Annotated in this window: 21 protein-coding genes; 11 read left to right on the top strand and 10 right to left on the bottom strand. The window is 58.1% G+C overall.

What is annotated here, in order from left to right; genetic code table 11:
* Nucleotides 1–92: 92 nt before the first annotated feature.
* Nucleotides 93–332 carry a hypothetical protein gene (locus PY793_RS02120; RefSeq protein WP_275176457.1) on the bottom strand — a complete coding sequence of 80 codons (240 nt, stop codon included), beginning with the start codon at nucleotides 330–332 and terminating at the stop codon, nucleotides 93–95.
* Between the two features lie 269 nt (nucleotides 333–601).
* Here PY793_RS02120 and PY793_RS02115 point away from each other — a divergent pair, with 269 nt between their 5' ends.
* Both PY793_RS02115 and PY793_RS02110 read left to right on the top strand, forming a co-directional pair.
* Entirely contained in the window at nucleotides 602–1,354 is a 753-nt protein-coding gene (locus PY793_RS02115) for an orotate phosphoribosyltransferase (RefSeq protein WP_275176456.1), read from the top strand.
* 4 nt (nucleotides 1,355–1,358) lie between these two features.
* Nucleotides 1,359–2,222 (top strand): glutamate racemase, encoded by an 864-nt coding sequence (locus tag PY793_RS02110; RefSeq protein ID WP_275176455.1) that lies wholly within the window; start codon nucleotides 1,359–1,361, stop codon nucleotides 2,220–2,222.
* Nucleotides 2,223–2,301: 79 nt separating this feature from the next.
* Here PY793_RS02110 and PY793_RS02105 read toward each other — a convergent pair whose 3' ends face one another.
* Nucleotides 2,302–3,372 (bottom strand): polyprenyl synthetase family protein, encoded by a 1,071-nt coding sequence (locus PY793_RS02105; protein ID WP_275176454.1) that lies wholly within the window; start codon nucleotides 3,370–3,372, stop codon nucleotides 2,302–2,304.
* 101 nt (nucleotides 3,373–3,473) lie between these two features.
* On the opposite strand from PY793_RS02105, the gene PY793_RS02100 reads away from it, so the two are divergent.
* Nucleotides 3,474–4,229 carry a tRNA1(Val) (adenine(37)-N6)-methyltransferase gene (locus PY793_RS02100; RefSeq protein ID WP_342803900.1) on the top strand — a complete coding sequence of 252 codons (756 nt, stop codon included), beginning with the start codon at nucleotides 3,474–3,476 and terminating at the stop codon, nucleotides 4,227–4,229.
* A 26-nt stretch (nucleotides 4,230–4,255) separates the two neighbouring features.
* Here the strand turns inward: PY793_RS02100 and PY793_RS02095 are convergent, their stop codons facing one another.
* The 3 genes from PY793_RS02095 to PY793_RS02085 all read right to left on the bottom strand — a co-directional run bounded on the left by PY793_RS02095 (nucleotide 4,256) and on the right by PY793_RS02085 (nucleotide 8,459).
* Nucleotides 4,256–5,272 carry a ribonucleotide-diphosphate reductase subunit beta gene (locus tag PY793_RS02095; protein WP_275176452.1) on the bottom strand — a complete coding sequence of 339 codons (1,017 nt, stop codon included), beginning with the start codon at nucleotides 5,270–5,272 and terminating at the stop codon, nucleotides 4,256–4,258.
* Between the two features lie 77 nt (nucleotides 5,273–5,349).
* On the bottom strand, nucleotides 5,350–7,287 hold the full coding sequence (locus tag PY793_RS02090; RefSeq protein ID WP_275176451.1) for a ribonucleoside-diphosphate reductase subunit alpha: 1,938 nt from the start codon (nucleotides 7,285–7,287) through the stop codon (nucleotides 5,350–5,352).
* A gap of 191 nt (nucleotides 7,288–7,478) precedes the next feature.
* A complete protein-coding gene (locus PY793_RS02085) occupies nucleotides 7,479–8,459 on the bottom strand; it encodes a Gfo/Idh/MocA family protein (protein ID WP_275176450.1) in 981 nt (326 codons plus the stop codon).
* A gap of 264 nt (nucleotides 8,460–8,723) precedes the next feature.
* On the opposite strand from PY793_RS02085, the gene secD reads away from it, so the two are divergent.
* On the top strand, nucleotides 8,724–10,283 hold the full coding sequence (gene secD, locus PY793_RS02080; protein ID WP_275176449.1) for a protein translocase subunit SecD: 1,560 nt from the start codon (nucleotides 8,724–8,726) through the stop codon (nucleotides 10,281–10,283).
* Nucleotides 10,284–10,301: 18 nt separating this feature from the next.
* Nucleotides 10,302–11,249, top strand: a complete 948-nt coding sequence (gene secF / locus PY793_RS02075) for a protein translocase subunit SecF (RefSeq protein WP_275176448.1) — start codon at nucleotides 10,302–10,304, stop codon at nucleotides 11,247–11,249.
* Between the two features lie 62 nt (nucleotides 11,250–11,311).
* On the opposite strand, the gene PY793_RS02070 is transcribed toward secF, so the two are convergent.
* Nucleotides 11,312–11,710 carry a hypothetical protein gene (locus tag PY793_RS02070; RefSeq protein ID WP_275176447.1) on the bottom strand — a complete coding sequence of 133 codons (399 nt, stop codon included), beginning with the start codon at nucleotides 11,708–11,710 and terminating at the stop codon, nucleotides 11,312–11,314.
* Nucleotides 11,711–11,798: 88 nt separating this feature from the next.
* Nucleotides 11,799–12,278 (bottom strand): large conductance mechanosensitive channel protein MscL, encoded by a 480-nt coding sequence (mscL, locus tag PY793_RS02065; RefSeq protein ID WP_275176446.1) that lies wholly within the window; start codon nucleotides 12,276–12,278, stop codon nucleotides 11,799–11,801.
* Nucleotides 12,279–12,580: 302 nt separating this feature from the next.
* Between mscL and rpmE the strand changes: the two genes are divergently transcribed.
* The 3 genes from rpmE to PY793_RS02050 all read left to right on the top strand — a co-directional run bounded on the left by rpmE (nucleotide 12,581) and on the right by PY793_RS02050 (nucleotide 14,326).
* On the top strand, nucleotides 12,581–12,811 hold the full coding sequence (gene rpmE / locus PY793_RS02060) for a 50S ribosomal protein L31 (RefSeq protein ID WP_086638545.1): 231 nt from the start codon (nucleotides 12,581–12,583) through the stop codon (nucleotides 12,809–12,811).
* A 174-nt stretch (nucleotides 12,812–12,985) separates the two neighbouring features.
* A complete protein-coding gene (locus PY793_RS02055; RefSeq protein ID WP_275176445.1) occupies nucleotides 12,986–13,531 on the top strand; it encodes an Hsp20 family protein in 546 nt (181 codons plus the stop codon).
* Nucleotides 13,532–13,735: 204 nt separating this feature from the next.
* Entirely contained in the window at nucleotides 13,736–14,326 is a 591-nt protein-coding gene (locus tag PY793_RS02050; protein ID WP_086645837.1) for a DUF1013 domain-containing protein, read from the top strand.
* Nucleotides 14,327–14,387: 61 nt separating this feature from the next.
* Here the strand turns inward: PY793_RS02050 and PY793_RS02045 are convergent, their stop codons facing one another.
* Nucleotides 14,388–14,552: a YdcH family protein gene (locus tag PY793_RS02045; RefSeq protein WP_086646044.1), complete on the bottom strand. Its 165-nt coding sequence runs from the start codon at nucleotides 14,550–14,552 to the stop codon at nucleotides 14,388–14,390.
* Between the two features lie 230 nt (nucleotides 14,553–14,782).
* Between PY793_RS02045 and PY793_RS02040 the strand changes: the two genes are divergently transcribed.
* The 3 genes from PY793_RS02040 to PY793_RS02030 are packed head-to-tail and all read left to right on the top strand — an operon-like array spanning nucleotide 14,783 to nucleotide 16,755.
* On the top strand, nucleotides 14,783–14,989 hold the full coding sequence (locus PY793_RS02040; protein ID WP_275176444.1) for a YdcH family protein: 207 nt from the start codon (nucleotides 14,783–14,785) through the stop codon (nucleotides 14,987–14,989).
* 45 nt (nucleotides 14,990–15,034) lie between these two features.
* The gene (gene purE, locus PY793_RS02035) at nucleotides 15,035–15,586 is read left to right on the top strand and encodes a 5-(carboxyamino)imidazole ribonucleotide mutase (protein WP_275176443.1); all 552 of its coding nucleotides are present in this window, start codon (nucleotides 15,035–15,037) and stop codon (nucleotides 15,584–15,586) included.
* A complete protein-coding gene (locus PY793_RS02030; protein WP_275176442.1) occupies nucleotides 15,583–16,755 on the top strand; it encodes a 5-(carboxyamino)imidazole ribonucleotide synthase in 1,173 nt (390 codons plus the stop codon). Before purE ends, PY793_RS02030 begins: the two co-directional genes overlap by 4 nt.
* 30 nt (nucleotides 16,756–16,785) lie before the next feature.
* Here PY793_RS02030 and PY793_RS02025 read toward each other — a convergent pair whose 3' ends face one another.
* Together PY793_RS02025 and PY793_RS02020 are read right to left on the bottom strand one after the other, a co-directional pair.
* The gene (locus PY793_RS02025) at nucleotides 16,786–17,505 is read right to left on the bottom strand and encodes a JAB domain-containing protein (RefSeq protein WP_275176441.1); all 720 of its coding nucleotides are present in this window, start codon (nucleotides 17,503–17,505) and stop codon (nucleotides 16,786–16,788) included.
* Entirely contained in the window at nucleotides 17,502–18,248 is a 747-nt protein-coding gene (locus PY793_RS02020; protein WP_275176440.1) for a JAB domain-containing protein, read from the bottom strand. Before PY793_RS02020 ends, PY793_RS02025 begins: the two co-directional genes overlap by 4 nt.

Raw genomic sequence — 18,248 nt, 5'->3', positions numbered from 1 at the left:
CATAAAAAAAGCGGATGCTCATTTGACCATGAGCATCCGCCAGAACTGCTGTGTGCTGTCGGCCAGCCAAACGGCTGGTTACACGCGATGACCTAGCCGCAGTTGCACCCGGCTGTCGGGCCATCATCCTTGCGTACCATATGATGGTCAATCCATTCGGAAACCAGCATGCGCGCTTCGCTCAAAGACGATTCGGGGTGGTGGATACGGTAAAGAGTAGTGCAGGCGTTAAACGCGGCAACATCCGCTGTACCCACTTCGCGTAGTTCTGTGTAAGCCGTGATGACGGCCCGCTCGCATTTCCGTGCGATCCGACTTGCTTCCATAGCCACGACATTCACCTTCAACTGATAACCAATCTCAACTGCGGTTATTAGACGCCACATCCTGCTTCAAAGCAAGGATTAAGTTCTATTTTACTTTACACATAAAATCACAACCTGCTTATGTCTGATGTTTTTCTATGTCGCGCATAAATCATCCTTTTTCCGGCCAGAACTGCGCAGCAAATCACATATACAGGCAGATGAGGCATGGATTTTCGGCCCGGCTAGGGGTATGCCAATCCAACTTTAACCACCATAACTTCAAGGAATCTGCCATGATGTCGCCAGCAGGCATTGTCTCTCCCACTGGAGAGTCCAGCGAATGGGATCGTGACGCCGCCCTTACCACCGCACGCCTGCTGCTTGAAATCAAGGCAGTCAATTTTCGCCCTGAAGACCCCTATACCCTGACATCTGGCTGGAAATCCCCTGTTTATATTGATTGCCGCCGGATTATCTTTTTCCCCCGTGCCCGCGCAAAAATTGTGGAACTGGGTGTAGAAAAAATTGGCCGCCACGTTGGTTACGAAAGTCTGGAGGCCATTGTAGGGGGCGAAACAGCCGGTATTCCATTTGCCGCATGGATGGCCGACCGCATGCTGCTGCCCATGGCCTATGTACGCAAAAAACCCAAAGGTTTTGGCCGCAATGCCCAGATTGAAGGCGATGTGCCCGAAAACATGCGGACCCTGCTGGTGGAAGACCTGACCACGGATGGCGCATCCAAGGTACAGTTTGCCAACGCCCTGCGTAACGCAGGTGCCATTGTGAACCATGCCTTTGTCGTCTTCTACTATGGCGTTTTTCCTGGCGCGCAGCAGACACTGACAGACATGAACGTGGCCCTGCACTCCCTGTGCACATGGTGGGATGTGCTTGAAGCCTGCGCCAGCCGTCCTTATTTCTCTGAAGAAGCGGCATCCGAAGTCCGTCGCTTTCTGGAAGACCCCTGTGGCTGGTCCGCCCGCCGTGGTGGCGTAGGCAGCCTGGAAGAAGCGGCCGCATTCAAGGCACGCAAGGACAAATAACCCCGTGCAGACGACTGGCCCCGCACTGACTGGTCCCTACCGTGTTCTGGCGTTTGATTCAGGCATTGGTGGATTGGGCATCGTGCGGGCCATTCGGGCCTATGCGCCTTCGGTCAGGGTAGACTATCTGGCCGATACTGCCGTTTTTCCTTACGGCGAGCAGGATGATGCGCTCCTGATCCAACGCATTATTTCCCTTCTTTCCCACGCTGTTGCGCGCCTGCGGCCACAGGCGGTTGTCATTGCCTGTAACACGGCCAGCACTCTGGCGCTGGACGCGTTGCGCACCACCTGCCCCAGCCTGCCGTTTATTGGCTGTGTGCCTCCCATCCGCTGGGCCGCACGCCAGACAGAAACCGGCGTAATCGGCCTGCTGGCCACCCGAGCAACCATCCGCCGCCCGTACCTCTCCCGCCTGCACACGCTATACGCGCCGGAATGCACATTGATCGCACACGCAGCCCCGCATCTGGCAAGCTATGCCGAGCAGGTTTTTCGGGGCCGTTCCGTACCCGATGACCTTGTTTATAAAGATATTGAAGGTCTGCTCAGCCACCCGGACTCTGCACGGCTCGATGCCGTGGGTCTGGGATGCACGCACTACACCTTCATGCTTGACCATCTGCGCAGAATAACACCATCAGGCATAATATGGCTGGACCCGGCGCAGGCCGTTGCGCGGCAGACCTGCACGGTTTTGCAAGCCCGGCCCCCTTTACCCAGCCCAGACACACAACCAGAGCAGGCATGGTTTACGGCCATCCCGACTGATGCTGATGCCCTGAACGCGCATCTACCAGCTTTTGGCTTTAACCAGATCACCCTATGGCCCGAACTGGCAAGTCAGCCGCGCGCCCGCACCGCCTGAACACGGGCCAGTGGGAGCGGGCTGGAAAAGCCGCCCCGGCACGACACCAGCATCTTTGCCAGAACGGCTACAAACCAGCCTAGCTGGCGCGGCTGGCGGAATAGCTCGCGGTTTCAAGTAGCAAAGCTTTAAGGTCGCTATCAGGAAAGCCCTGCAACGCCTGACGGGCTAATGCAGCGTATTCTTCCGCCTTGGCCAACGTAACGCCAATTGCATTGGTCCGGGCAATAAGGGCCAGTGCGGCATCCAGATCTTCCGGCTGCTGTTCGCACTCCTCAATCACACGCCGCCAGAATACGCGGTCCTGCTCGCTACCAGCCTCGTACGCTGCCAGCACTGGCAGCGTGACCTTGCCCTCCTTGAAGTCGTCCCCGACCTCCTTGCCCAGCACAGCCTGATCCGCCGAGTAGTCCAGAGCATCATCCACCAGCTGGAACGCCATGCCCAGATTAGCACCGTAAACACGCAGAGCCTCACGCTCGGCAGGGGTAACATCCCCTATAATGGCACCAGATTCACATGCAGCCGCGAACAGCGCCGCTGTTTTGCCATAAATAACCTGAAGATACTGTTCAACAGAGGTGGAAAGATCGTTCTGCGTGGTCATCTGCATAACCTCGCCTTCCGCCAGTGTAGCCGATGCAGCAGAGAGAATCGCCATGACATCCAGCGAGGCATCAGCCGTCAGAATCTGGAACGACCGGGCAAACAGGAAGTCCCCCACCAGAACGGACGCCTTGTTGCCAAAAATAGCGTTGGCGCTGGCCAGACCACGCCGCAACTGGCTATCGTCCACAACATCATCATGCAGCAGTGTTGCTGTATGAATGAACTCGACACAGGCGGCAATTTCCACATGCCGCATGCGCCCGTCCTGATTGTTGTAACCACACAGCCGCGCAGAGGCGAGTGTCAGCAATGGCCGCAACCTCTTGCCGCCTGCGGCTACAAGATGCGCAGCTAACTGCGGAATAAGCGCTACGGAACTTTGCATGCGGTCCACAATGACCTGATTGCATGCCTGCATATCCGCAGCGAGATAATCAGCCAGCGCCTTAAGGCCAGCTTCCCCTGGTTTACTCACAGAAACTCCAGATCCATCCTGGCTCGCGGCACTGTCCATTTCTGACAGACTGACTGCAACACCCAAATGCTATTCCCCCAGCCTCGGGATGAGTTGACGTCCTCTTATATGCGAGGCACCTGAAAAACGGTCAAGCACCAACACATTCAAGCCAGCCAGATACAGCGATGCAACAAGCTCCATCAACCCACATTCCTACGACCTCACATGGTACCCTTTTGCGTGGACGTATCGCTTACAGCCAGTTCCAGCAAGGCTACCGTACAGGGCTTGAGCCCATTCTTATGGCCGCAGCCGTACCCGCACGTCCGGGCCAGCATGCGCTCGAAATCGGCTGTGGAGCCGGTGCAGGGCTGTTATGCCTGATGCACCGCGTACCTGACCTGCACGGAACAGGAGTGGAGAAAGACTCCGAAACGGCGGCACTGGCCCGCACCAACCTGCTGGCGAACAAAAAAGAGCAAGCTTCAGTAATTACAGCATCTTTCCCCGATGATGTGTCCGGGCTCCTGCGGTTTGACCATTGCATGGCCAACCCACCATGGCACGCCCCCACAGGCACAGCCTCCCCCGAGCCACGCCGGGATCTTGCCCGCAGGATGGACATTCAGACCCTGCCTCTCTGGATTAAAGGGGCGGCCGCCATGCTGCGCCACAAAGGCAGCCTGACACTCGCACTCCCCACAGCCCTGACCGACAGGGCCACAACCGAACTGAGCGCTCATGGCTTTGGAGGTGTAACCCTTTATCCCTTCTGGCCCAAAACAGGCCGGGAGGCGCGTATCCTGCTCATTCAGGCCAAACTGGGCGTTAAAAGCCCCGCCCGTGTGCTGTCTGGCCTGACATTGCACGAGGCGGACGGAGCCTTTACCCCACAAGCGCGCGATGTGCTGGAAAACGGCACAGCCCTGCCGGGCCTTTAAACCCGCTTCCCCCCTCCTCCCTGATATTACGAGAAAACAGAGCTTTCAAACGCCTCTTCCCATGTCCCCAGAGTGGAGGCGCGGCTGTATTCGGTCGCGCGGTTTTCAAAGAAATTGGCGTGTTCGACCGCATTCAGCATATCGTCCAGCCAGGGCAGCGGGTTTGTCGTCGTGTTGTAAACCGGGTCCAGCCCAAGCTGGGTCAGGCGGCGATCAGCAATAAAGTGGATGTAGGTTTTAACCTGTGCGGCATCCAGCCCTTCTACTGGCCCCATTTCAAACGCCAGATCAATAAAGGCCTCTTCATGCTCCACAATGGTTTTGCAGATGTCAGTCAGTTCCTGCCGCAACCTGTCGGTCCAGATATGCGGATTTTCCTGAATGAACACGCGGAACAGACGGATAATGGACAGGCAATGCAGGGTTTCGTCCCGCACTGACCACGACACGATCTGCCCCATACCCTTGAGCTTGTTAAAGCGCGGGAAGTTAAGCAGAATGGCAAAGGAGGCAAACAGCTGTAGCCCTTCGGTAAACGCCCCAAAGGCTGCCAGTGTTTTTGCGATTTCATGCTTGCTGTCCACATTGAAAGACTGCATGTAATCGTATTTATCCTTCATTTCCTTATACTTAAGGAATGCGGAATATTCCTCCTCGGGCATACCGAGCGTATCCAGCAGGTGGCTGTATGCTGCAATATGGATGGTCTCGATATTGGAAAAGGCCGAGAGCATCATCAGCACTTCAGTCGGTTTGAAAACCCGGCTGTAGTGCTTCATGTAACAGTTGTTCACCTCCACATCCGACTGAGTGAAGAAGCGAAAAATCTGGGTGACAAGGTGGCGCTCACTCTCATCAAGCACGCGATGCCAGTCTTTTACGTCATCTGCCAGAGGCACTTCTTCAGGCAGCCAGTGTACGCGCTGCTGCGTCAGCCACGCATCATACGCCCACGGGTACCGAAAAGGCTTGTATACCGGGTTGGCTGTCAGCAGGTCAAAACGCTCTTCCTGCGGCTGCTGGCTGGCTTTATGCTCGCTCATGATGCCTCCATCGGGCGGCACCACCCGAGGAGGCCGCCTCTCGACTTTTTACAAAACAGACACTGACCACCCAGGTCTTACTGACAGGCCAGACATTCGTCATAATTATTGCCGCCTGCGGCGTGCTCTGCAGCCGCCCGTTCGGCAACACCCGCCTCCAGCACCTCGGACTTGGCAAGCACGTTGCTCACCGTATCCGCCCGCTGGATGGACAGGCTGCGGCAGTAATAAAGGGACTTCAGCCCCTTCTTCCATGCCTGAAAATGAATCTGGTTGAGGTCGCGCTTATGCACGTCCGCAGGCAGGAACAGGTTGACCGACTGCGCCTGACAGATAAAGGGCTGCCGGTCTGCGGCATGTTCCACCACCCAGCGCTGATCCAGCTCAAACGCGGTTTTAAACACGTCCTTTTCCTGCTGGGTCAAAAAGTCCAGATGCTGCACGCTGCCCTTGCTGGTGGTAATGGAGGACCACACCTCTGGCGTGTCCTGCCCTTTTTCCACCAGCAGCTTCAACAGGTGCCGGTTCCGCACCGTGAACGAGCCGGAGAGGGTTTTCTGCAAGAACACATTGGCGGCTATGGGCTCAATACCCGGGCTGGCGTTCCCCGCGATAATGGAAATGGACGCCGTGGGCGCAATGGCCATCTTGTTGGAAAACCGTTCCTTGATCCCGTATTCCTCTGCATCGGGACAAGGGCCACGCACCTCGGCCAGATGGCGGGAGGCGGCATCGGCCTGCTCGCGGATGTGCTTGAATATCTTGCGATTCCAGACCTTGGCGATCACACTTTCAAATGGCACGTTCTTGGCTTGGAGGAAGGAGTGGAAACCCATAACCCCCAGCCCCACGGAACGTTCCCGCATGGCGGCGTATTTGGCCCGCTCCATGTCCTCTGGCGCACGGTCGATGAAGTCCTGCAGAACATTGTCGAGGAAGATCATCACATCCTCGATGAACTGGGGATTATCCGACCATTCATCCCATGTCTCAAGGTTGAGGGAGGACAGGCAGCATACTGCCGTACGTGCCTTGCCGTGGTGGTCTATGCCCGTTGGCAGCGTAATTTCGGAGCACAGGTTGGATGTCTTGACTTCCAGCCCAGCGAGTTTGTGGTGCTCAGGGCGGGCGTTGTTCACATGGTCGGAGTAAACAATATAAGGCTCGCCCTGCTCCATGCGGGCGGTCAGGATACGAATCCATAGACCGCGCGCTGAAATCTTGCGGATAACCGAGTTATCCTTGGGGGAAAGCAGCGCCCATTCGTCATCCGCCTCTACCGCGCGCATGAACGCATCGGACACCAGAATTCCGTGGTGGAGATTGAGCGCCTTGCGGTTGGGGTCCCCCCCTGTGGGGCGGCGGAGTTCTATGAACTCCTCAATCTCGGGGTGCCAGACCGGCAGGTAGACCGCAGCCGACCCACGGCGCAAGGACCCTTGGGAAATGGCCAGTGTCAGGCTGTCCATCACACGGATGAAAGGAATAACCCCCGAGGTTTTGCCGTTGCGACCCACATTCTCACCAATGGAGCGCAGGTTGCCCCAGTAGGAGCCGATACCCCCCCCCTTGCTGGCCAGCCACACATTTTCGTTCCACAGATCGACAATGCCTTTAAGGCTGTCATTGGCTTCGTTCAGAAAGCACGAAATAGGCAGACCACGCGTTGTGCCACCATTAGACAGCACCGGGGTCGCAGGCATGAACCAGTGACGGCTGATATAGTCGTAAATGCGCTGGGCATGCGCCGCATCCGCCCCGTAATAGGACGCCACACGCCCGAACAGGTCCTGATAGCTCTCATCGGGCAGCAGGTAGCGGTTATCAAGCGTGGCTTTGCCAAAGGGGGTCAGCAGCGCATCGCGCGAGCGGTCAACGCGCACCTGATGGTGCCCGGGAAGCTGCACCATATCCTGCATCTGCTCAGCACCGAACAGGTCCGGTTCTTCAGCCGAGCCTGATGCTCCAGAATGGGAACGACGAACGTCATTCTCATGCACGTCAATCAGACTCATGGCGCTTACTCTCCGGTTTTTGCGAACGATCATGTTGGTATGTGGCTAATACAGCCGCATACACCATATATCGCGCTTCTTACCCTACTTTGCCCCCATATCTAGGTTTTTTTTTGCCCAAAATACGCGATTTTAGACTTGCTTCTCCAAAAAATGGCTGATTCTTCCCGCTTCCTCAAACATGTCTTTTTTCAGCCTCCCCGGATCAACCCGGACTGCTCCATAAGACTGCGCGAAGTGGTGATTCCATCCGCCACAGCCAGAGCCGCCGCCAGAGCGCGCCGCCCGGCCACCGCATCCACCACAACGGGTGCGCCCTGCACACACGACGCCACAAAAGCCTGATGCTCCGCAAACAGCGAATCATGCTCGGCCCAGCTTATGCCCTCACGCCGGAATCCGCCGGTGCCCGGCAGAGGCAGGCCGCGCTCACGCCCGATCATGCTCAGTTCACGTTTGACAAAATCAGCCGACAGATACCCTTCCTCGGAAAAAAGGCGCATCCGCCGCTCGGTCTTGAGCGATATGCGACTGGCGGTAATGCTGGCCACACACCCGTTTTCAAACCGTACCCGCGCATTCGCAATATCCTCATGCGCAGAACTGACAGCAGCCCCCAGCGCATCCACCTGTGCGATCGGGCTATCCACAAGGGCCAGAACCAGGTCCAGGTCATGGATCATCAGGTCCAGAATAACGGACACATCTGTTCCGCGCGGTTTGTATGGGGCAATCCGCGTGGCCTCTATATAAAGCGGGCGGGTTATGCGCGCACTGATGGCGGCATGCTCGGCGGAATAGCGCAGCAAATGCCCCACCTGACAGACCAGCCCGCTCTGCTGCGCCAGAGTAACCAGCATGTCTGCCTGTTCCAGCGTTGCCGCCACCGGTTTTTCCACCAGCACATGTCGTCCTGCCCGCAGGGCCTGCACGGCCAGTTCAAAATGGAACTCCGCGGGTGCTGCCACCACCACTGCATCGGACTGGGCAAGCAGGCTGTCCACATCCTCCATAACCGGGCAGCCTGCCTCCCGCGCGACCAGCCGGGCGCGGGCAGGATCGGGGTCAAACAGGCCGGACAGGCTCTCCCCCGGCACGTCACGTATTTTCAAGGCGTGGTACCGTCCAAAATGCCCTGCCCCAATAACCCCTACGCGCAGCATTGTGCTCATGTGTTGCAGCCCCTGCCTGATCTGGCCTGTTTTTTGATCTTCCCAAGGGGTAGCAGCCCCATCCCCGAATGCAAACAAGCCCGGTCCGCGACCGTGCGCTACCAGCCATGCCTCCCCCCCCATTTTACGGCTGGGTGATGCGCCTGAGCCACGCAGAATGAACGAAAAAGCAAAGCATTCCACCCATAAGCACGCGAACGGGTTGCATCTATCAGGGTTGAGCGGCATGTTCCGGGCAGCAAAACTGCAAACGATCAGGTAAGAATGTATTACAGCCGCCTCAAACTGGCCTCGGTACTGGGCGTATGCCTTTTAGGCCTGCTGCTGTGCCTGCCCAACGGCATGCGCAAGCCGCTCCCTTCCATACCATGGCGACAGATCCACCTTGGACTGGATCTGCGGGGCGGTTCCTACCTGCTCATGCAGGTTGATCTGCAAAGCCTGACCCATGACAGGCTGCAAACCCTCTCGGAAAACACGCGGGATGCGCTGCTGAACGCGCATCTTGGCTACCAGAACATTGCGGTGGATGCCGCCAAAGGCTCCATCTCGTTCATGCCGCGTTCCGCTGCGGAAACCGAGGCGGACATAGCAGCGCTGAACGCCCTGCCCCGCGCCGTACCCAACGAATTCAGCGTCAGCAAGCGCGAAGATGGCAGCATAGTTCTTGTGCTGGCTCCCGAGTCCATCCGCACCCGTGCGCGTGAGGCCGTAACCCAGTCCATTGAAATCGTGCGCCGCCGCATTGACGGCACCGGGGCCGTTGACCCCGAAATTACCCGTCAGGGTGATGACCGCATTGTTGTGGAACTGCCCGGAATCAGTGACCCTGAGCGGATCAAGACGCTGCTGGGTACCACGGCCAAAATGAGCTTCCATCTGGTGGACGCCAATCCGCTGCACGCGACCTACCCCCCACAGGGTGTCAGCCTTTTGCAGATGGCCGATCCGGCGGAAGGTGGTCCGCTCCCCGTTTTTGATCATGTGGATGTCGATGGCTCGGACCTGACCAACGCGGGCGCGGTTATTGACCAGCAGAGTGGCAAATGGGCGGTCAGCTTCTCTTTCGATTCGATAGGCACACATGCTTTTGCCGCTGTTTCAAAGGCCAATGTTGGCAAGCGATTCGCCATTGTGCTGGATAACAAGATCATCGAAGCACCCGTGATCATGAGCCCCATAACAGGGGGTAACGGCCAGATTACCGGCGGGTTTGATGCACAGAAGGCAACCGACCTTGCCCTTATGCTGCGCGCGGGGGCTCTGCCTGCCCCGCTGAGCGTTATTGAGCAGCGCTCCATTGGCCCGTCACTGGGAGCGGATTCCATTCGTGCGGGCATGATCAGCCTTGGCGTTGGCTTTGTTATGGTCGTGGCCTTTATGGTGCTGTTTTATGGCCGCTTTGGCTGGTACGCAGACTTTGCGCTGCTGGCCAATCTGGTGCTCATGGTGGCCATTCTCTCGCTTTTTGAGGCCACACTCACCCTGCCCGGCATGGCGGGTATGCTGCTTACGCTGGGCATGGCGGTGGACGCCAACATTCTGATCAACGAACGCATACGCGAGGAAATTGCCCGTGGGCGCACCCCGCTGGCAGCCATGCAGACAGGGTTTGAAAAAGCGACCTCCACCATTATCGACAGTAACGCCACGGCCCTGCTGGCCCATGTGATGCTGTTTGTTTTTGGTACAGGTCCGGTCCGTGGGTTCGCACTCACCATTACCATCGGCATTATGACCACCCTGTTCACCACCCTGCTGCTCTCCCGCATGCTCATGGCCCGCTGGTACGCGCGTACGCGCCCTACCAGCCTGCCTGTCTGAAGAAACGAGGCGCTACTTATGTTCGGACGTCCTCTCCTGCGCTTTGTCCGCAAGGATACGCATATCAACTTCATGCGCGGCCGCTTCATGGGGCTGATTGTCTCGGCCGTGCTCTCGATCGCATCGCTTGTTCTGTTCTTCCACCCCGGCCTTACGCTGGGGCTGGATTTTCGGGGGGGCATTGTGGTGGAAGCCCGGACACCCGGTCCGGCTGATTTTGCCAAAATCCGTACGGCTCTGGCCGAACACGGAGTATCACATGCCTCCTTCCAGTCCTTCGGGGCTGCCAATGATGTTCTGATCCGGCTGGATGCTGGCTCGGAGCAGGATACGCAGGCCATTGTGGACAAGGTGCGTCATACCGTAGCCCAATCCCTGCCCGGCACGACCATCCTGCGGGCCGATGCGGTCGGGGCTTCGGTTTCAGCCGAACTGTTCCGCAACGGCATGCTGGCTCTGGCCCTCAGCCTTGCCATGATTCTGGGCTACATCTGGTTCCGGTTCGAGTGGGAGTTCGCCCTGAGTGCAGTCATCACACTCGTGCTGGACCTGACCAAGACCGTGGGTTTTCTGGTACTGACCGGCTTTGAGTTCGATCTGGTCATGGTCGCTGCAATCCTGACCATTCTGGGCTATTCCACCAACGACAAGGTGGTGGTTTATGACCGTGTGCGTGAGAACCTGCGCAAATACCGCACCATGCCGCTGATCGACCTGATCAACCTTTCGATCAATGAAACACTCAACCGCACGCTAGGCACATCCTCCACGGTCTTTCTGGCATCCCTGCCGCTGGCCCTGTGGGGAGGAGCCACGCTCTCCGGCTTTGCATGGACCATGCTGTTTGGCATTGTTGTCGGCACGTCCTCCTCCATCTTTATCGCAGCTCCTCTGCTGCTGTTCATGGGGGAAGGTCGCCTCAAGCGCGGAGCCAAAAGCGGCAAGGCTACGGCTCCGTCGGCCTGACGCCACACCGATCACGCCTGCCACAAAAAACGGAGCCGTCAGACGGCTCCGTTTTTTATGCTTCAATCACGGGAGAGTGGAACGGGTACGCCATTAGGCAGCACCAGCATGCTGCTACCTGGTGAGGCAGGTTCCTCAATAGTGGCCAGAAAAGCCTCTACCTTAAGCCCCGCCATCTTGAACGTAGCACTGCCCGGATGGTCACGAAAGACCAGAATGGCGGCCAGCGCCTCCCGGTCGGCTGTGACTATCTGCACAATCTGCGGCAGGCTCAGGCCACCACTCATCAACTGCCCGCGCGCCATGCCGTTGGCTATGGCGTAGCTATACAGCAGCGTACTGGGAGTCTGCTCCACCCTGAGCTGATACGGCACACTCTGGCACCCCGCCACGCCAACAAGGGCAAGCAGGGCAGCAAACGGGGGCGCTTTATAAAAAAAGCGGAATATAGAGCGCTTCATGTTTTGGAGCCTACTCCATATTCCGCCTGCCGAAAACACACTGGCTGTCAGGATATTAGACCAGAACCACTTTACTCCGGAGCAGCGTTCAGCCCTGCCGGGTATTGCGCGCGACAAGTTCGTCACGGATTTGGGTCAGCAGGATTTCCGTCTGGGTTGGCGCGACCGGCGCTGCGGGCTTGGCTTCTTCCCGCACATGCAGGCGGGTCAGGGCTTTGACCATCCAGAAAATGGCCATCGCCACAATCAGGAACTGGATAACAGCATTCAGGAACAGGCCAAGGTTAAGGGTAACCGCACCGGCTTTCTGGGCAGCTTCCAGCGTCGCCTCATGAGGGCCTTTAAGGGTGACGAACAGATTGGAAAAATCAATCCCGCCCACCAGCAGACCAATAATGGGGTTGAACACATCCTTGACCAGACTGTTCACAATACCTGTAAACGCTGCGCCAATGACAACACCAACGGCCAGATCCACCACATTACCGCGCATGATAAAGGCACGGAATTCCCCTACCCAACCCGGTGTACGCACACGGGCCTTAAGATCAGTTTTAAGATCAACCATAAATTCAGTGTCCTGTTTAAAGAATTTTCTGCAAGGATACTGTTCTGTATCCGTCAGGCTGGCCATTTCTCAAGTGTTATTGCTGGAATAACCAAAAATCTTTGCCGTATCCGCCCTTGCCCCGCCATTATCGGCGCAGACTATTCAGGACTTTACCCTGGAACGGGCTGCAACCTTAAGACCGGTTACCGGTAAAAGGTGCATAATCAACGGTTGATCCTGCTGCCGCATACCGTTATATGCACGGCAATTCGGCCCGGTCGGTATCGGGCCTTCGTCTGCTGTAAAGAAAGACCTGCCCCATGAAGTCCGGCATTCACCCCGAATACCACGAAATCACCGTCATCATGACCGACGGCACGGAATACACCACCCGCTCCTGCTACGGCAAAGCTGGTGACACCATCCGTCTGGACATTGACACCAAGTCCCATCCGGCGTGGACCGGTGTGCAGCGCATCATGGACACCGGGGGCCAGGTCGCCAAGTTCAACAAGCGCTTTGCCGGGATCGGCACCCGCTCCAAAGGCTGATTTTTCAAGCCTTGCTCATGTGCTTTGGCCCCGCCCTCTTGAAAAAGGAGGCGGGGCTTTCCACGTTTGGTGCATGGCTGATGCCCCTGGGGGGTTAGCCAGACAGACCTGCCACACAGGCCGCCTTATGGGGCCTGCTGCACGGCAGAACCTTGCTGAACGAGGAGGTTTCACATGACTTACGATTTTGCACCACTGTTCCGTACTGCAATTGGCTTTGACCGGCTGGCACAGGTTATGGACACCGCAGCCCGCAGCACGGGCACACCCAGCTACCCCCCTTATGACATTGCCAAGACAGGGAGCGACAGCTACGCCCTGACCATGGCTGTGGCAGGCTTTGCCCCTGATGATATTGAACTGCTGGTGCAGGACAGTACGCTTGTTGTGTCTGGCCGGGTCAGCACCCCACAGAACGAAGGCGAAGTGCTGCACCGTGGCATTGCCCGCCGCGCCTTTGAGCGCCGCTTTGCACTGGCTGACCATGTTGAGGTCACAGGCGCGGACATGAATAACGGCCTGCTCCGCATTAGCGTGCGCCAGATTGTGCCAGAAGCCCTCAAGCCAAGGCGCATTCCTGTCAATACAGGACAGACCGAAGGGGCCAGCGTGAGCAGGGTTTCCGCACCACCCCATCAGAGCAATGCCCCCTTTGCCCCTAATTCCACACTCGCAACATCGGCCCCGTCTCATAACCGGAGTGTGCCAAACGCAGCCTGAACCTGCCTTGCAGGCCCAAAAGGGAGTGGAACTCCGGTTCCGCTCCCTTTTGTTGTACTTTTGCGGCTTGACCTGAGCGGGCTGCTCCCCCCATATCGGGGGCATAGATGCGCGTCGGCAGGCACGCAGGCTTCGGAAGAGGTTCCAGGCCGTCAATTTACCGGTGCCTGCGTGAGCGCCGCCCGACGACAGGATAGAAGCCAAATGACGACCTTACCCTTGATGCCAAAAGCAACCGCTGTGTGGCTGATCGAAAAGACCGCGCTCAGCTTTGAACAGATTGCCGCTTTTTGTGGGATGCACCCACTGGAAGTGCAGGCCATTGCCGATGGTGAAGTCGCTCAGGGCATTGTTGGCTACGACCCCGTTGCCAACCACCAGCTTGCACTTGAAGAAATCCGCCGCTGCGAAGCAACACCCACAGCGCGGCTTAAAATTCTGGCCACCAACAACCCCGTACGCCGCCGCTCCAAGGGGGCGCGCTACACGCCGGTTGCCAAGCGCCATGACCGTCCGGATGGTATTGCCTTCCTGCTGCGTAACTACCCGCAACTGAGCGAACAGCAGATTGTCAAACTGCTTGGCACCACCAAGGACACCATCGCCAAAGTGCGCGACAAGCAGCACTGGAACACACCCAACATCAAGCCGCGTGACCCGGTGACCGTTGGCCTGTGCAGCCAGACCGACCTGAACGCAGCCGTAGCCGACGCCAATGCCCGGCTTGAGCGCGAAGGGGCGGAAATTCCCGTACCTGCACTGGATGCAGGCGATCTTGATTTTTCTGCTGAATAAAATTCCTGCCGGATTTATCTGCCGTGTCTACGCTTTCGGCAGATAAATCCGTATGGCGTGTTTAGCCCGCCAGCCGCTCGATTTCTTCCTTGATCCTGAGCTTTTGCAGCTTCAGGCACATCAGAACACGTTCGTCCGGTCTGGGCCTGCCCCCTTCGGAAGCGATTTTCTGATCAATATGGGAATGGCGGTGTTTGAGAGACTCTATCCTTGCTAGGCGCGCCATGGCTGCCTCCATTCGGTTAGTGACTCTTTTACGCTAGCGTACAGACGGCCAGAAATTTCATGTTAATTTCATATTTCACCGCATGTCGATATGCGCTGCACACATGGAACTTTTTCCCGTTTGCGCAAGTCAGCCGCGCAATGCATGGTTGGTAAAGAGCGTCATAAATGCGACAACGGAGCAATCCGATTGACTGCACGAGTCAGATGCACACAGGGAGAACCAGCGCCATGATGCAAGACCGCGAGTCACTACTGGGGCAGCTTCTTGAGCTGCGAAGCGAGCATCGTGATCTGGATACGGTCATCAACAGAATGACCAATGAGACAAGCTTTATCGACCAGTTGTACCTTCAGCGGTTGAAAAAACGGAAATTACTGCTCAAAGACCGCATAACACGGGTTGAAAGCCAACTGATACCCGACAATATTGCCTGACTTTACAACAGGACCAGCATTAGCAAGACCGGATACCCTCCCCCTGTGAACACAACAGCCCCCCAGACCACCACCTCCCACGCAGCAGATAACAACGCGGCGGCCACTCCCCCCAAGGTTGGCATTATCATGGGCAGCCAGTCAGACTGGGAAACCATGCGCCATGCCGATACCATTCTGAACACGCTGGAAATCCCGCACGAAACACGTATTGTCTCTGCCCACCGCACACCGGACCGGCTGGCGGAGTATGCCCGTACGGCGGCGGAGCGGGGGCTGTCTGTTATTATTGCAGGGGCTGGTGGAGCGGCCCACCTGCCCGGCATGTGCGCGGCATGGACCCGCCTGCCCGTGCTGGGCGTGCCTGTTGAATCCCGCGCACTCAAAGGCATGGACAGCCTGCTCTCCATTGTGCAGATGCCCGGTGGCGTACCCGTGGGCACGCTGGCCATTGGCTCGGCTGGCGCCAAGAATGCAGCCTTGCTGGCAGCCTCCATTCTGGCCCTGCAAAACCCTGAGCTGGCCGTACGGCTGGAAGCGTGGCGCGCGATACAGACCGCATCGGTTGCCGATACACCCGTGACAGAAAACGAATGACCCATACACACGCAGCTCTTGCCCCCAATGCCGTTATTGGCATTGTGGGCGGGGGGCAGCTTGGCCGCATGTCTGCTGTTGCAGCTTCCCGACTAGGCTACAGAACGCATATTCTCACGCAGGATGCACATGGCCCTGCCGCACAGGTTTGCAGCGCCATAACCCTCGGTGCGTATGATGACCCCGCAGCTCTGGACGCCTTTGCCAAAGCGGTTGATGTGGTCACATTCGAGTTTGAAAACATTAGTGCTGATGCGCTGGACCGGCTGAGCAGGTACTGCCCTGTGCGCCCGTCCGGCAGTATTCTGCGCACCAGTCAGGACCGGCTGGCAGAAAAAACTTTTCTGGCAGCCACCGGCGTGCCGCTGGCGCCATGGCATGCGGTAACGGACCACGCCTCCTTGCATGCGGCAGCAGACAGACTGGGCTTTCCGCTTATCCTCAAAACCACCCGCAACGGGTATGACGGCAAAGGCCAGCGCCGTGTGCAGAATACTGCGGAACTGGAGGACGCTTTTGCCGCACTCGCCCCGCACCCGCTGGTAGCCGAGGGCATGGTCGATTTTGCCTGCGAACTGAGCGTTATGGTCGCACGCGGCACAGATGGCACAACCCGGTGTTTTGACACGGCTCTAAACCATCACTGGCACGGTATTCTGGACCTGACACTCGCCCCGGCCCCCGTACCCGAGAGCGTGGCGCAGGAGGCAGGCAGACTGGCAGCCCTTATTGCCGAACAGTTTGATCTGGTCGGTCTTATGGGGGTGGAAATGTTTCTGGTGCGCGATGGCTCGCTGATGGTGAACGAGGTTGCCCCTCGTCCCCACAACTCCGGCCACTGGACCATGGATGCCTGCGCACAGGACCAGTTTGACATGCACATCCGCGCGGTTGCGGGTCTGCCACTCCCCCACGCCATCCGTCACTCGGATGCGGCGATGAAAAACCTTGTCGGCCCCGAAGATATGGCCCTATGGCCCGCCATTTTGGCTAACCCGGGGCATATTCCGCACCTGTATGGCAAAAAAGAAGCCCGTGAAGGGCGCAAGATGGGGCATGTGAACATTCTGTTCCCCTACGGCGCGCTCCCCGGAGACTGGGGCATACAGGCAGCTCTTGGCCCGCTGGCGACCAAATGCGCCGCCCCCCCACCAACAGACGAGGATTAAGCAGACCCACGCCCTGAACAGAAAAGGCCGCTACAATAGCCCCGCCTCCTTCATGCTCAGGACCTGCTCCCGACCTACGATCAGATGGTCTGCCATACACAACCCCACCACACGGGCAGCTGCAATAATCTGCCCGGTCATGCACATATCCTCGGCGGAGGGCTGAACCTCCCCGCTCGGATGGTTATGCACCAGCACAAAGCTACTGGCTTGCAAGACTAAAGCACGCCTGACAATCTCACGCGGGTAAACAGGTGCGTGGTCCACCGTCCCGCGCCCCATGACTTCGTCCGCCACAAGCCGGTTGGCGCCATCAAGGAACAACACACGCATCTGCTCGGTTTTTTCATGCGCCATAAGAGCAGACAGATACGCGTTAAGGGCCGGGCGCTCACACAGAACGCTCTCCCGCTGCAAGCGGGCACGATGCAGGCGGAAGGCCCCCTCTCGCGCAAGGATCAGCAATACGCGTGCGGCTTCGGGGAGCAGACGTGCACTTCCCTCCTGCTGCACCACCGCCGCCAGCACGGCGGACAGGGTGGCATATTCTCCCACAAGGGCTTCAGCTTTCTCACACGCCTGCGCATGCGCCATACCTGCGGCCCCAAGTAACGCGGCAAGACATTGCCGGTTATCCCACTCCCCAGGTTCGGCTCCGACCAGAGGCGGAACCTGTGCCAGCCCCTCCTGCGGTCTTGTAAAAAAAACCGCGCCATCGGCCATACCCGGTGGAGGGTGGGGGCGGCTCACCACTCTGTTGCCATCTGGCGCGCACTTGCCCATGCCCTGACCCCGACCACCAGATGGTCATGCAGGCTGACCGCCAGCAAAGGAGCAGACTTGCGCAGACCCGCAACAAAAGGCGCACAATTCTGGAGCAGAGTTTGCACATCCTGCTCAGGTTCGGCCAGATACACGCTCACAACCGCACAGGCCTGCACCTCCAGCGCACGTTGCAGAACATGAGCCACGGCATGCCGTATCCGCTCCTCCCCGGCCCTGGATGTGGGAATGGCCCCTGCCAGTGGCTCATCCACAAGCAGGGTGTTGCGACTATCCAGCAGCAGCATGCGCATCTGCGGCCGCTCCACAGCACGTAAAACCGTGTGGCAGTACTGCAAAAGACCATCCCAGTCGCCCAGATAGGCGCGGTGGCGGCCACCATCGCGCACCAGACAGGCGGCCACATCTGGCAACTGCGCACATAAGGCTGCGGCACCGCGCGGCACACCGGCCCCCTGCAACACTGCCGCCGTGGAATCGAGCACGGCGGAAAAAGACCCGAACTGGTTGATCAGACTTTTGGCCAGAGGTTTGGTATCGCGTCGGGGCACTCCGTAAAACAGGAGCATTTCCAGCAATTCGTAATCGGCCAGCCCACCCGCACCATGGGCCAGCACCCGCTGGCGCATGCGTTTGCGATGCCCCGCAGGCCCGGTTGATGCAAATACGCTCCCCCCTTCCTGAACAGAAGAAGCGGGGGTTGGCGACAT

Source organism: Acetobacter fabarum, assembly GCF_029069195.1.
Lineage (GTDB): Bacteria > Pseudomonadota > Alphaproteobacteria > Acetobacterales > Acetobacteraceae > Acetobacter > Acetobacter fabarum_A.
Note: the sequence above shows the minus strand (reverse complement) of the source record. Positions and strands in the feature narration are given on the sequence as shown.